Genomic DNA, 13,132 nt, shown 5'->3' on the forward strand with positions numbered 1-13,132 from the left:
GCATGCCGATCCTGCTGATCACGGGCACGGGCACGGAGGTCGGCAAGACGATCACCACGGCCGCCGTCGCCGCGGTGGCCGTCGCGGCCGGGCGTTCCGTGGCCGTGCTCAAGCCCGCGCAGACGGGTGTACGGCCGGACGAGCGCGGCGACGCCGACGAGGTGGCCCGCCTCGCGGGCGCCGTGACGACACGCGAACTGGCCCGCTACCCCGAGCCGTTGGCGCCCGGGACGGCCGCGCGACGCTCCGGCCTGCCCCCGGTCCGGCCCGAGCAGGTCGCGGAGGCCGCGGCCAAGCTCGCCGTGGACCACGACCTCGTACTCGTCGAGGGCGCGGGCGGCCTGCTCGTTCGCTTCGACGAGGCGGGCGGCACCCTCGCGGACGCGGCCCGGCTGCTGGACGCGCCCGTACTGCTCGTCGCCGCGGCGGGGCTGGGCACGCTCAACACGACCGAGCTGACGGCACGTGAACTCCAGCGCCGTGGCCTCGCCCTGACGGGCGTGGTGATCGGCAGCTGGCCCACCGAACCGGACCTGGCGTCACGGTGCAACCTCGCGGACCTGCCGGTGGTGGCGGGTGCGCCGCTGCTCGGAGCGGTGCCTGCCGGGGCCGGGGCGCGCGAGCCCGCCGACTTCCGCGCCGGGGCGGCGGGTTGGCTGGCGCCTGCCCTGGGCGGGGAATGGGACGGCGAGGGCTTCACGGCACGGGAGGCGCACCGTTCAGGCCGATAGTCGCCCCCGCCGCCCCTACCCGTCCCATCCTGTCCCTGGGAGCTGCGCCCCCAGACCCCCGGGTGGGGAGTGTCTGGGGTGGGTGGGTTTGGGTGCGGGTGGGTGGGAGCTGGTCGCGCAGTTCCCCGCGCCCCTCATAAACCGTGCAGATCCCCGCGGCCCTGAAACTGCACCCCCCTCACCGCCTCAGCCGTCGTCCTCCCCCAGCAGTCGCACCAGCTCGATCCGCGACCGGATCCCCAGCCTGGAGAAGACCCCCCGCAGATGGTGGTCGATGGTCCGCGGACTGAGCAGCAGCCGAGCGGCGATCTCACGGTTGGTGGCCCCATCAGCGGCCATCCGCGCCACCATCAACTGCTGAGCGGTGAGACGGGCCGCCAGGTCCTCGGGTCCGGGCGCGGACGGGGCCCGTTCCCCGAGGGCGCGCAGCTCCGCGCGGGCCTGCGTGGCGCAGTGCGGCGAGCCGAAGTGCTCGAAGGCCTCCAGGGCACTGTGGAGCCGGTCGCGGGCCTGGGTCCGGTGGCGCAGCCGCCGCAGCGCACCCCCGAACAGCAACTCGGTGCGGGCGCGTTCGAAGTCACGGGTGCCGGAGGCATGCAGATCCAGGGCCGCGCGGTAGTGCTCGACGGCCTCCTCGCCCGTGGCCAGCAGGGCACGGCAGCGGGCACTCAGGGCGAGGTCGTCCGGACTGCGCACGGTGCGCGCCCAGTGGTCGTAGTCGGCGTGCGCGGCACGGGCCACCCGGGTGTCCCCGGTGCGGACGGCGGCCTCGACGTAGTGCGGGGTCGCGATGTGGCGGATCGCGCGATGGCCGTGGCCGGGGCCGAACCCGGCGAGGGCACGCAGCCGTGCGGCCGAGGCCTCGTAGCGGCCGGTGCTGAGGTCCAGGAAGGCGAGCGCGAACATGGCCAGGGCCGCGGGGAGCCCGAGCCCACGGCCCAGGGCGTAGGAGCGGGCGGCCTCGGCGCGCTCGCGGCAGACCTCCTCGTCCCCGGTGACCGCGGCGAACATCGCCAGGGCGGCCTGGAGATGACAGGCGCCGTTGTCCTGCCCGGTGGCGTAGGCCTGTCGCAGCGACTCGACCGCGCCCGCCTCGGCGGCCCGTGGGCGCCCGGTCCAGAAGTCGGCGTACGCCCGGAACTCCATGGCCTGCGGGACGATGACCTCCTCGCCCCTGGCCCGGGCGGAGGCGGCGGCCCGCACGGTGGCGGTCGCGGCCTGCGTGTGGTCGCCGAGGAGCAGCGCGGCGATCCCGGCGTGGATGAGAAGGGTGGGGTCGCCGCCGGGTCCGCAGCGGCCGGCGGCGGCCTTGAGTTCGTCGCGCGCGTCGTCGTACCGCCCCTCGAACGCGGCGGCCAGCCCTTCCAGCGTGCCGGGCGGCACGATCCCGAGATGGTCGGCGACGGCGGCGGCCTCCCGGCAGCGGCGCAGGTCGCCCGTGTAGATGGCGGCTTCCGTGGCACGTGCCAGCAGGTGCGCGGCGGCACCTGACGGGTTCTCCCTGCCGTGCGCGACGGTCGCCGTCAGCAGCGCGTCGAAGGACTCGGCCGCGTTCCCCGCGCGGAGGGCGAGCAGCCCGCCGAGGGCGCCGTCGTCGGTGGCGGCCACGAGGCGGCGGGCCCGGTCGCCGTCCCCCGAGCGCCAGGCGTCGGCGGCGGCGCGGGCGAGGAGCCGGGTGCGGTCCGCCGGTTCGGGCGCGAGGGTGGCGGCGCGTTCAGCGAGGGCGCAGGCCAGGGCCGGTTCGCCGGACGCGCGCGCGTCGACGGCCGCCTGGCCGAGTTCGGCGGCCAGCCTGCGGCTGGGTCCCAGGGCCGCGGCGCCCCGGTGCCAGGAGCGGCGGGGGCTCTCGCTCTCCTCGCCCAGCACGCGGGCGAGGAGTTGGTGGGCCTCCCGGCGCTCGGTCGCGGACGCGGTCTCGTACGCGGCGATACGGGTCCAGGGGTCCCGGAAGACGATCCCGCCGGCCGTCGTGTGGGCGAGCCCGGCCGCCTCGGCCTCGTCGAGGGACCGGGTGTCGAGCCGGGCGGCGGTGACGGCCCGCAGGAAGGCGTGGGTGGCGACGGGGTACTGGTCGGCCGCGGCGAGCAGCAGCAGGAACCGGGTGCCGTCGGGCAGGGCCCGGATCTCCTGCCGGTGGGCCCGCAGCAGCGCGGGCGCGAGGGCGGCGGGTTCGGCGGGGAGCGGATCGAGGCCCGTCAACTGGCGGTCGGTCAGCACCGAGGCGAGTTCGAGGGCCGCGCGGGGGTCGCCGTGGGCGGCGCGCAGTACACGGACCCGGACGCCCTCGGACAGCGGGGCGTCCGGGCTCGGCCACGCGGTCACGCTGGGCGGTGGCGAGAGATGCGGAAGTTGTGGGGGGTTCACCGGGGTCACCACGCTCATCACGTTACTTGCGAGTTAACCGACAGGTAAAGACCGGCGATTTCACCGATGCGGCGCGCGTAGACCCGCCTGACACTCCAGGCAACCCACCCGTTTCAGGAGGCTCCATGCAACGCCGCATGCGTCGCATCGCCACGGCCCTCGCGACCGTGACCTCAACGCTCCTTCTGTCACTCACCTTCTCCGCGTCCCCCGCTCGGGCCGCGGCACACAACCCCGTCGTCTTCGTCCACGGTCTCAGCAGTTCGTCGAGCAGCTGGGACGAGTGGCGCGACTACTTCCTGGCGGACGGCTACACGTCCTCGGAACTGGACGCCTGGTCGTACGACTGGAGCCAGTCCAACGCCACCACGGCACAGCAGTTGTCCACCGAGATCAAGAACGTGCTCGCCCGGACCGGCGCCTCGAAGGTCGACCTGGTCGTCCACTCGATGGGCGCGCTCAGCGCCCGGTACTACCTCAAGAACCTCGGCGGGACGGCGTACGTCGACGACTTCGTCTCCACCGCCGGGGTGAACCACGGCACGACCGTCGCCGGATGGTGCCGGTGGCTCTACACCTCCTGCAACGAGATGTACACCGGCAGCTCCTTCCTGACCGCGCTCAACTCCGGTGACGAGACACCGGGCAGCGTGTCGTACGCCAGTTACTGGTCGAACTGCGACGACGCGCTCACCCCGGACACCACGGCCATCCTCAGCGGAGCGACGAACGTCGAGGTCGGCTGCGTCTCGCACACGGACATGAACAACGACCACGGGGTGTACGAGCAGGTGCGGAACTTCATCGCCTGATCGTTCCCGAAACACACGCACGACGGGTGAGCCGGGTCGTGGCGGGGGACAATCGCGGTAACTGCCGCCCTCCTCAGGAGGTCCGCCATGGCCCGCGCCACCAAGGACGCCGTGCACCACCCCCTCTTCGCCCGGTTCTACGCCCGTTTCAGCGAGGCGGCCGAAAAACAGGTGGGTCCCTACCGCGGCGAGTTGCTCGCCGGTCTCTCGGGACGGGTCATCGAGATCGGCGCGGGCAACGGGCTGAACTTCGTGCACTACCCGACCACCGTCTCCGAGGTCGTGGCGATCGAACCGGAGCGCGTGCTGCGCCGGCTGGCCGTGGACGCGGCCCGGCGCGCCGAGGTGCCGGTCGACGTCGTGCCGGGCGCGGCGGAGGCTCTGCCGGTCAAGAGCGAGGCCTTCGACGCGGCCGTGGTGTCACTGGTGCTGTGCAGTGTGCGGGATGTCCGCCGGGCGCTCGCGGAGGTGCGGCGCGTGCTGCGGCCCGGCGGGGAGCTGCGGTTCTTCGAGCATGGCCAGGGCGGTGGGCGTGGGATGCGTGTGGCTCAGCGCGTGCTCGACCGTACGGTGTGGCCGTTGCTGTTCGGGGGGTGTCATACGGCGCGGGATCCCCTCGGCGCGGTGCGCTCCGCGGGGTTCGAGGTGGGGGTGTACCGGAGTCTCGTTGTGCCGGAGAAGGGGCCTCGTATGCCTTCCTCGTACTGCGTGCTCGGTTCGGCTCGGCGGGACGGACTCGACGAAGGGGGCGGCTGAGATTCTGCCGAGGCTGCGGGTCGTGTGTGGCTGGTCGCGCAGTTCCCCGCGCCCCTTACGGGGCGCTCCACCTCCGGAGCTCGGTCGCGATGTCGCCCAGCGTGGCCTCGCCGTTCTTCACCAGTCTGGCCAGGTCCCGTACCTGTACGGGTGACGTGGTGACCTTCACTCCGCTGGCGATGAGGTAGGCGTACGCGACGGCGGAGGCGAAGAGCGCGTTCGAGCGCTCCAGCGCGGGGACGTGCAGGAGGAGCTGGAGCAGTGCGGCGGCGCGGGCGTGCGGGGTGTCGTAGACAGGGACGTCGAAGATCTCGGCCTGGTGCCGGGCGACGGCCGCGACGAGGGCGCCCCAGTCGGTGACCTGGGGGTCTCCGGGCGTCTTCTGTTCGGCGATCATCAGGAGCCAGGCGAGGTCGATGCTGAGATTGCTCAAGGGTTCAGTGCTGTCCTCGGCTGCCTTCGCGCTCCGGTCCGAACTCGTCGGCGAAGACGGTCTCGTACTGCTTCATGAAGTCGGCGGCGGCCTCCACGAAGGTGTGCCCCACCTCGCCGGTGTCCTGTCGCACCAGTTCCTCGATGTAGCGGTTCACGCTCATCCCACGCTCCAGGGCTCGCTCCCGGGCGGCGCGGGCCGTGTCCTCGTCCACCCGTACGTTCAGCTGGGTCTTGGCCATACCTTGAAGCTAGCGCCGGAGTGCTAGCGGGGCAAGTGGGCCTGGCGCCGACCCGGAGGCCGTATTGGGTGCCCCTTACATGCGTATCGGGGAACCGACCTGCGACGGAGGGCGTCTGGGCCTTCGGGAGGATTCCGAGTGTGCAGTGGATCACACTAGGCTCGGCCGGGACACCGGGGTCCGTCCCGGTTTACAGCGGATTCGACCCTGCACGACCGAGGAGGCCGCCTTGCCCACAGCTGCTCCGGAGCACGCCCCCGGCCGCGCGGAGGCCGACGGGATCGCCGCCCGCGCGCGAGGACTGACGAAGGCGTACGGCTCGGGCGAGACGACCGTGCTCGCCCTCGACGCGGTGGACGTGGACATCGCACGCGGCCGTTTCACCGCCGTCATGGGCCCGTCCGGCTCTGGCAAGTCCACGTTGATGCACTGCCTGGCGGGGCTCGACACCGTCTCGGCCGGTCAGGTGTGGCTCGGGGACACCGAGATCACCGGGCTGAAGGAGCGTGACCTGACCCGGCTCCGGCGGGACCGGATCGGGTTCATGTTCCAGTCGTTCAACCTGATACCGACACTCAACGCGGCCGAGAACATCACGCTCCCCATGGACATCGCGGGCCAGAAGCCCGACCAGAAGTGGCTGGACGAGGTCATCGACACCCTCGGGCTGCGTGCCCGTCTCAAGCACCGGCCCTCACAGCTGTCCGGCGGGCAGCAGCAGCGCGTGGCCTGCGCCCGGGCACTCGCCTCCCGCCCCGAGCTGATCTTCGCCGACGAGCCGACCGGCAACCTCGACTCACGGGCCGGCCTCGAAGTGCTCGGCTTCCTGCGTCAGGCGGTCGACAGCCTCGGCCAGACCGTCGTGATGGTCACCCACGATCCCGGCGCCGCCGCCCACTCCGACCTGGTGCTCTTCCTCGCGGACGGGCGCATCGTGGACGAGATGGAGCGCCCGACGGCCGAGGCGGTACTGGAACGCATGAAGCGGTTCGACACGATCCGGGCGGCCTACGACGGCGAGGGCGCCACCGGCGGTACGGCTCCAGGCAATCCGGCCCCGGGCGCCGACCCTCATGGCGTACGACCCCAGGGCATACGCCAGGAAGAGTCCCCCGAAGGCTCCCCCGACAAGGACTGAGGCCGTGCTCAAGGCGACGCTCCGGAGCTTTCTCGCGCACAAGGGCCGACTGCTGCTGTCCGCGCTGGCCGTTCTGCTGTCCGTGGCCTTCGTCGCGGGCAGCCTGATCTTCTCGGACACGGTCACCCGCACCTTCGACCGGCTGTTCGCCTCCACGTCGGCCGACGTGGTCGTGACCCCCAAGGAGGACCTCGACTCGCAGATCCCGTCCGGGGCGACACCGACCGTGCCCGCGTCGCTCGCCCAGCGGATCGCCCGGGTCGACGGCGTCGCGGACACCCATGTCGACGCCTCCGTGGAGAACATCACGGTCGTCGACCGCGACAACAAGTCGGTGGGCCCGACGACGGGTGCCCCCACCATCGCCACCAACTGGTACCTCACCGACCGCAGCCCGGTGAAGCTGACCTCGGGGCACGCCCCGGAGGGTCCCGGTCAGGCGCTCCTCGACGCGGACACCGCGAAGAAGAAGGACGTGAGGATCGGCGACACCCTGACGGTGCTCGCCCAGCCGGGCTCCTTCAAGGTGAAGGTCGTCGGGATCGCCACCTTCACCACCACCAACCCGGGTGCCGCGCTCGTCTTCCTCGACACGCGGGTGGCGCAGACCGAACTGCTCGGTTCGCCCGATTCCGCCACCGGGATCTCGGTGACCGCCGCGTCCGGGGTCAGCGACTCCGTGCTCAAGCAGCGCATCGCCGTCGAGCTCGGTCGCACCACGTACGACTACCAGACCGCCGCCGAGCAGGCGAAGTCGTCCGCGGCGTCCCTCGGCGGATTCCTCGACGTCATCAAGTACGTCATGCTCGGCTTCGCCGGGATCGCCGTCCTCGTGGGCATCTTCCTGATCGTCAACACCTTCTCGATGCTGATCGCCCAGCGCACCCGTGAGCTGGGACTGTTGCGGGCTCTCGGAGCCGACCGCCGGCAGGTGCGCCGGTCCGTGCTCACCGAGGCGACCCTGCTCGGCCTGGTCGGTTCGACACTGGGTCTCGCGGCGGGCATCGGGCTCGCCTTCGGGCTGATCGGGCTCATGGGCGCCTTCGGGATGAACCTGAAGTCCACGGAGATAGTGATCGGCTGGGCCACCCCTGTCTCCGCGTACGTCGTCGGCGTCGGCGTCACCTTCGTCGCCGCGTACCTCCCGGCGCGGCGCGCGGCGGGCGTGTCGCCGATGGCGGCCCTCGCGGACGCCGAGATCGCCGGGGTGGGACGGCCGCTCAAGGTGCGCGCGGTCGTCGGTGCGGTCGTCGGCGCGGCCGGTGCCGCCGCGCTCGTGGGGTGCGCCGTCTCCACGGACACCGGGTCGGCCGCCTCGCTGCTGGGCCTCGGGGTGGTCCTGACGCTGGTCGCGACCGTGATCGCGGGCCCGCTCCTGGTGCGGCCGGTGATCCGGGTGCTGGGCGGGGCCTTCCCCGCGCTGTTCGGCTCCGTCGGGCGGATGAGCCAGCGCAACGCCCTGCGCAACCCGCGCCGTACGGGCGCCACCGCGGCCGCGCTGATGGTGGGGCTCGCGCTGGTCGGCGGGATGTCGGTGGCCAGCGCCTCCATGACCAAGTCGTTCGACCAGCAGATCGACAAGACGCTGGGCGCCGACTTCGTGGTCCAGAACCAGAACTTCCAGCCGTTCCCGCGGGAGGTCACCGACAAGGTGCGGGACACGGACGGCGCCGGGCTGGTCGTGCGGCAGCGGTTCTCGCCGGTCGCTGTACGGCTGCCGGACGGCAAGCGGGTGAAGACGACGGCCGCCGGGTACGACCCGCAGCTCGACAAGGTCGCCCACGTCACCTACGCCCGGGGCGACACGGCCGCGGCCCTCGCGGACGGCGACATGGCCATGGACGCGGAGTTCGCGAAGGACCACGGCGTACGGATCGGCAGCACGGTCCCGGTGGAGTTCCCGGCCGGGCGGAAGGCCGAGCTGAGGGTGGCCGCGCTCACCGATCAGGACACCGGTGACGGCTTCGGCACGCAGGGCGGGCTGTACTTCGGCCTCCCGACCCTGGAGAAGTACGTGCCGAGCGGCCAGGACGCGGCGCTGTACGTGAACGCCGCCTCCGGAACGAGCGTCGACCAGCTCCGCTCCCGGCTGGAGAAGACTCTCGACCCGTATCCGCAGGTGCAGGTCCGCGACCAGGCCGACTACAAGGAGCTCATCCGCAACCAGATCGCCGTGCTGCTCTACCTGGTGTACGCGCTGCTCGGCCTGGCGATCGTCATCGCGGTGCTCGGTGTGGTCAACACCCTCGCCCTGTCGGTGGTCGAGCGCACCCGCGAGATCGGGCTGCTGCGGGCGATCGGGCTCGCCCGGCGGCAGTTGCGGCGGATGATCCGGCTGGAGTCGGTGGTGATCGCCGTGTTCGGCGCGGTCCTCGGGCTGGCGCTGGGGCTGGTGTGGGGCGTGTGCATCCAGCAGGTACTGGCGCTGCAGGGTATGAAGGCGCTGGCCATCCCCTGGGGCACGGTGATCGCGGTCGTGATCGGGTCGGCCGTGGTGGGCATCGTGGCGGCGCTGCTGCCGGCGCTGCGGGCCTCGCGGATGAACGTACTGGCGGCGATCGCGCACGAGTGATGTACTCGCCTGGCTTACTCAAGTCCCTTGAGGGTGAGGAGAGTTCATGCCACGGCCGTTCCGCTTCGGGGTCAACCTGCTGCAGTCCACGACCACCGAGGAGTGGCGTGCGAAGTGTCGCCGGGCCGAGGACCTCGGGTACGACGTGATCCTGGTTCCCGACCACCTCGGCATGCCGGCCCCGTTCCCGGCCCTGGTCGCGGCGGCCGGGGCGACCGAGCGGCCGCGCCTCGGCACCTTCGTGCTCAACGCCGGCTTCTGGAACCCCACGCTGCTGGCCCGTGAGGTGGCCACCACGGACGCGCTCACGGGCGGCCGCCTCGAACTGGGGCTCGGCACCGGGTACGTGGAGACGGAGCACGAGAGTGCCGGCCTTCCGTGGGGTTCGCCGGGCGAGCGCGTGGACCATCTGCGGCGCACGATCGAGGAGCTGGACAGGCTCCTCGGCTCCGACGAGTTCCAGCCCCGGCCCGTGCAGCAGCCCCGTGTGCCACTGCTGGTCGGCGCCAACGGAGACCGGATGCTGCGGCTGACCGCCGAGCACGCGGACATCGCGGCGTTCACGGGCGCCCGGACGCGGCCCGGTGGGGTGCTGGAGCCGATCACCGCCGAGGAGCTCGACGAACGGGTCGCGCTGTACCAGCGACTGGCCGCGGGGCGGAAGGAACCCGCCGAGCTCAATCTGCTCCTCCAGGTGGTCGTCATCACGGACGACCGCAGCGCCGCCATCCAGGAGTGGCTGCCCCGTGTCCCGCGCTTCACCGAGGAGCAGGTCCTCGAGCTGCCGATCGTTCTGGTGGGCACGCTGAAGGAGATCGTCGACCAGGTACGCGCCCAGCGCGAGCGGTACGGGATCTCGTACCTGACGGTGCTGGAGCCGAACATGGAGGTGTTCGCTCCGGTGATCGACGCGCTGCGCGGCGAGTGAGATCCGCCCTGCGGCGGACGGTGTCCGGATCGTGGAATTCCGGGTGCGGTGCGCCGCGAGGTGATGGGATCACCGTATGACCGACCTGCGCATACGGGCCGCCGGGCCCGACGACCTCGACACCGTGCTGGCCTTCTGGAAGGTGGCCGCGGAGGGCACGAGCATCAGCGACGACCGGGAGGGCGTGGAGCGGCTCGTCGCCCGCGATCCCGAGGCGCTCGTCCTCGCCGAGAAGGACGGGGAGCTGGTGGGCACGGTGATCGCGGGCTTCGACGGCTGGCGCTGCCATCTGTACCGGCTCGCGGTACACCCCGACCGCCGCCGCCTCGGCATCGGCTCGGCACTGCTCGCCGCCGCGGAAAAGCGGTTCGTACGGCTCGGCGGGCGGCGTGGGGACGCGATGGTTCTGCAGCGGAACGAGATCGGACATCATGCGTGGCGCGCCGCGGGGTACGCGCCCGAGGAGAAGTGGCGACGGTGGGTGAAGCCACTCGGGGAGTGACACGCCGCGACCGGCAAGCGACTTTGCCGGTCCTTACCCTGGGTGGACGCCCCCGACCCGTACGGAAAGGTTGTGAGAGTCCGCCCATGGGCGAGCCTCCCAGTAGTCGGCACCCCGGGCCGCGTGACCCGCGACGTCGCGCGAGCCGTCCGCCCCTGCCGGATCATGGGATGGGGGTGAACCGATGACCGAAGTACTCCTCCTTCTGGTGGCGGTGCTGCTGTGTCTCCTCTGCGGTGCCTTCGTCGCCGCGGAGTTCTCGCTGACCACGGTCGAGCGCAGTGAGCTGGAGCGGGCCGTCGAGCGCGGCGTGCGGGGCGCCCCGGGCGCCCTCAAGGCCGTCCGTAGCCTGACGTTCCAGCTCTCCGGGGCCCAGCTCGGCATCACCGTCACCAACCTGGTGGTCGGCATGCTCGCCGAGCCGTCCATCGCCCGGCTGATCGAGGGCCCTCTGGAGGCCATGGGCGTGCCGAGCTCGGCGTCGGGCTCCATCGCGCTGATCATCGGCACCGGCCTGTCGACCGTGTTCCTGATGGTGGTCGGCGAGCTGGTGCCCAAGAACTGGGCGATATCCTCTCCGCTGGGCGTGGCCCGGCACGTGGCGAACCCGCAGCGCTGGTTCAGTGCCGCGTTCCGCCCCTTCATCACGCACCTCAACAACACGGCGAACCGTCTGGTGCGCCGCTTCGGCATCGAGCCCGCCGAGGAACTGGCCTCCGCGCGCGGCCGGCAGGAGCTGGCCGCCCTCGCCCGGCACTCCGCCCGTGAGGGCGCCCTGGAGGCGGACACCGCCGAGCTGTTCGTGCGCACGCTGAACCTCGCCGAACTGACCGCGGAGAACGTGATGACCCCACGCGTCCAGGTCATCGCGCTGGAGGGCCAGGCGACCTGCGAGGACGTGGCGAACGCGACCCGGGCCACCGGCCTGTCCCGCTTCCCGGTCTATCGCGACACCCTCGACTCGGTCGTCGGCACGGTCCACATCAAGGACTGCCTGGCCGTCCCCGCGGAACGCCGACTGCACGTCTTCGTGGCCGAGCTGCTGCGCGAGCCGCTCTTCGTCCCGGAGTCACTGACCGTGGACCGGCTCCTGGACCGGCTGGGCGGCAAGCGCACGATGGCGGTCGTCATCGACGAGTACGGAGGCACCGCGGGCGTCGTCACCCTGGAGGACATCGTCGAGGAGGTCGTCGGCCAGGTCCGTGACGAGCACGATCCCCACGAGACGCCCGACCTGGCACCGGCGGGCACCGACGAGGACGGCCGCGCCCTGTACTCGGCCGACGGCTCGGCCCGCATCGACCAGCTGGCGAGCGTGGGACTGCGGGTGCCGGACGGGCCGTACGAGACGCTCGCGGGTCTCGTGGCGACCGAACTGGGCCGCATACCGGCCGTGGGCGACTCCGTGGAGGTGGCCGGATGGTGCCTCGAGGTGGTGGACGACTCGGGACGCCGCGCCGCTCGGGTGCTCATGCGCGCGCCGGTCCTGTCCGACGACGCCGCGCACTCCGACCACTCGGTCCACCCCGCCGGCTCGGCCGGCCCCTCCGACTCCGCCAACTCCGCCAACTCCGCCAACTCCGTCGACGAGAAGGGGCAGCGATGACCGTCGTCCAGTTGCTGATCGGTTTCGCGACGCTGGTCGTCAACGCCTTCTTCGTGGGGGCCGAGTTCGCACTGATCTCCGTGCGCCGCAGCCAGATCGAGCCGTACGCCGATGAGGGCGACCGGCGGGCCCGCAGTGTGCTGTGGGGCCTGCGGCACGTGTCCGCGCTGATGGCGGCCGCGCAGCTCGGCATCACCCTGTGCACCCTGGTCCTCGGTGTGGTCGCGGAGCCCGCCATCGCGCACCTGCTGGAGCCGGTGTTCCACGCGGTCGGCGTCTCGGAGGGCGCCGGGCACGTGGTGTCGTTCGTGATCGCGCTGACCCTGGCCACGTATCTGCACATGCTGCTCGGCGAGATGGTGCCGAAGAACGTCGCGCTCGCGGAGCCGGTGCGCAGCGCGCTGCTGCTGGGGCCGCCGTTGGTGACGCTGGCCCGGGCGCTGCGCCCGGTGATCTTCGCGATCAACGCCTTCGCGAACGCGCTGCTGAAGCTGATGCGGATCGAGACGAAGGACGAGGTCACCGCGACCTTCTCGGACGCCGAGCTCGCCCGTCTGGTGCAGGACTCCGGCGAGGCGGGACTGATCGACGACCGCGCGCAGGAGCGGCTGCACGACGCGCTGGAGCTCGCCCGTACAGCGGTTCTGGACGTCGCCCTGCCACTGGAACGCGTCGTCTACGCGCGCGTGGGGGTCACCCCGGAGGAGCTGGAGCGGTTGTCCGCCGAGTCCGGGTTCTCCCGCTTCCCCGTGGTCGACGAGGGGCGCCGCATCGTCGGCTACCTGCACGTGAAGGACGCGCTGGACGCGGCACCGCGGGACGTGCCCTTCCCGGTGCGGGACATGCGGCCGATCGCCCGGGTCCGGGAGACGACACCGCTCGACGACGTGCTCACGGCCATGCGGCGCAGTCGTACGCACCTGGCGGCCGTGCTGGGCTCGGACGGACGGCTCGCGGGGCTGGTGACCATGGAGGACGTGCTGCGGGAGCTGTTCGGGCAGCCGGCGGTCTGAGTCCGGCCGTGTCCGTCCGAGCCCACCGGAGTCCGC

At 72.1% G+C, this 13,132-nt stretch carries 12 protein-coding genes; 9 read left to right on the forward strand and 3 right to left on the reverse strand.

Annotation, left to right across the window (positions count from 1 at the left end; genetic code table 11):
* The first annotated feature begins 2 nt into the window (after positions 1 to 2).
* Positions 3 to 731, forward strand: coding sequence for a dethiobiotin synthase (bioD, locus tag AB0959_RS05675; protein ID WP_366825221.1), 729 nt, complete (start codon positions 3 to 5; stop codon positions 729 to 731).
* 186 nt (positions 732 to 917) lie between these two features.
* On the opposite strand, the gene AB0959_RS05680 is transcribed toward bioD, so the two are convergent.
* Positions 918 to 3,113, reverse strand: a complete 2,196-nt coding sequence (locus AB0959_RS05680) for a LuxR C-terminal-related transcriptional regulator (protein ID WP_366825001.1) — start codon at positions 3,111 to 3,113, stop codon at positions 918 to 920.
* A gap of 107 nt (positions 3,114 to 3,220) precedes the next feature.
* On the opposite strand from AB0959_RS05680, the gene AB0959_RS05685 reads away from it, so the two are divergent.
* Positions 3,221 to 3,907 (forward strand): triacylglycerol lipase, encoded by a 687-nt coding sequence (locus AB0959_RS05685; protein ID WP_366825002.1) that lies wholly within the window; start codon positions 3,221 to 3,223, stop codon positions 3,905 to 3,907.
* A gap of 87 nt (positions 3,908 to 3,994) precedes the next feature.
* Positions 3,995 to 4,663 (forward strand): class I SAM-dependent methyltransferase, encoded by a 669-nt coding sequence (locus tag AB0959_RS05690; protein WP_366825003.1) that lies wholly within the window; start codon positions 3,995 to 3,997, stop codon positions 4,661 to 4,663.
* A 55-nt stretch (positions 4,664 to 4,718) separates the two neighbouring features.
* Here AB0959_RS05690 and AB0959_RS05695 read toward each other — a convergent pair whose 3' ends face one another.
* Both AB0959_RS05695 and AB0959_RS05700 read right to left on the reverse strand, forming a co-directional pair.
* Positions 4,719 to 5,096, reverse strand: a complete 378-nt coding sequence (locus AB0959_RS05695) for a fic family toxin-antitoxin system, toxin component (protein ID WP_366825004.1) — start codon at positions 5,094 to 5,096, stop codon at positions 4,719 to 4,721.
* Positions 5,097 to 5,100: 4 nt separating this feature from the next.
* Positions 5,101 to 5,337, reverse strand: a complete 237-nt coding sequence (locus tag AB0959_RS05700) for a toxin-antitoxin system HicB family antitoxin (protein ID WP_366825005.1) — start codon at positions 5,335 to 5,337, stop codon at positions 5,101 to 5,103.
* Positions 5,338 to 5,566: 229 nt separating this feature from the next.
* On the opposite strand from AB0959_RS05700, the gene AB0959_RS05705 reads away from it, so the two are divergent.
* From AB0959_RS05705 to AB0959_RS05730, 6 genes are all read left to right on the forward strand, one after another.
* Positions 5,567 to 6,475, forward strand: coding sequence for an ABC transporter ATP-binding protein (locus AB0959_RS05705; protein ID WP_366825006.1), 909 nt, complete (start codon positions 5,567 to 5,569; stop codon positions 6,473 to 6,475).
* A gap of 4 nt (positions 6,476 to 6,479) precedes the next feature.
* A complete protein-coding gene (locus AB0959_RS05710) occupies positions 6,480 to 9,047 on the forward strand; it encodes an FtsX-like permease family protein (RefSeq protein WP_366825007.1) in 2,568 nt (855 codons plus the stop codon).
* Positions 9,048 to 9,093: 46 nt separating this feature from the next.
* Positions 9,094 to 9,975 carry an LLM class F420-dependent oxidoreductase gene (locus AB0959_RS05715; RefSeq protein ID WP_366825008.1) on the forward strand — a complete coding sequence of 294 codons (882 nt, stop codon included), beginning with the start codon at positions 9,094 to 9,096 and terminating at the stop codon, positions 9,973 to 9,975.
* 76 nt (positions 9,976 to 10,051) lie between these two features.
* Positions 10,052 to 10,477 (forward strand): GNAT family N-acetyltransferase, encoded by a 426-nt coding sequence (locus AB0959_RS05720; RefSeq protein WP_366825009.1) that lies wholly within the window; start codon positions 10,052 to 10,054, stop codon positions 10,475 to 10,477.
* A 184-nt stretch (positions 10,478 to 10,661) separates the two neighbouring features.
* Complete coding sequence (locus AB0959_RS05725; RefSeq protein ID WP_366825010.1) at positions 10,662 to 12,083, forward strand: hemolysin family protein; 1,422 nt, start codon at positions 10,662 to 10,664, stop codon at positions 12,081 to 12,083.
* On the forward strand, positions 12,080 to 13,096 hold the full coding sequence (locus AB0959_RS05730; RefSeq protein ID WP_366825011.1) for a hemolysin family protein: 1,017 nt from the start codon (positions 12,080 to 12,082) through the stop codon (positions 13,094 to 13,096). The genes AB0959_RS05725 and AB0959_RS05730 overlap by 4 nt, the downstream gene beginning before the upstream one ends.
* Positions 13,097 to 13,132 lie beyond the last annotated feature (36 nt).

Source organism: Streptomyces sp. NPDC046862 (assembly GCF_040704615.1).
Lineage (GTDB): Bacteria > Actinomycetota > Actinomycetes > Streptomycetales > Streptomycetaceae > Streptomyces.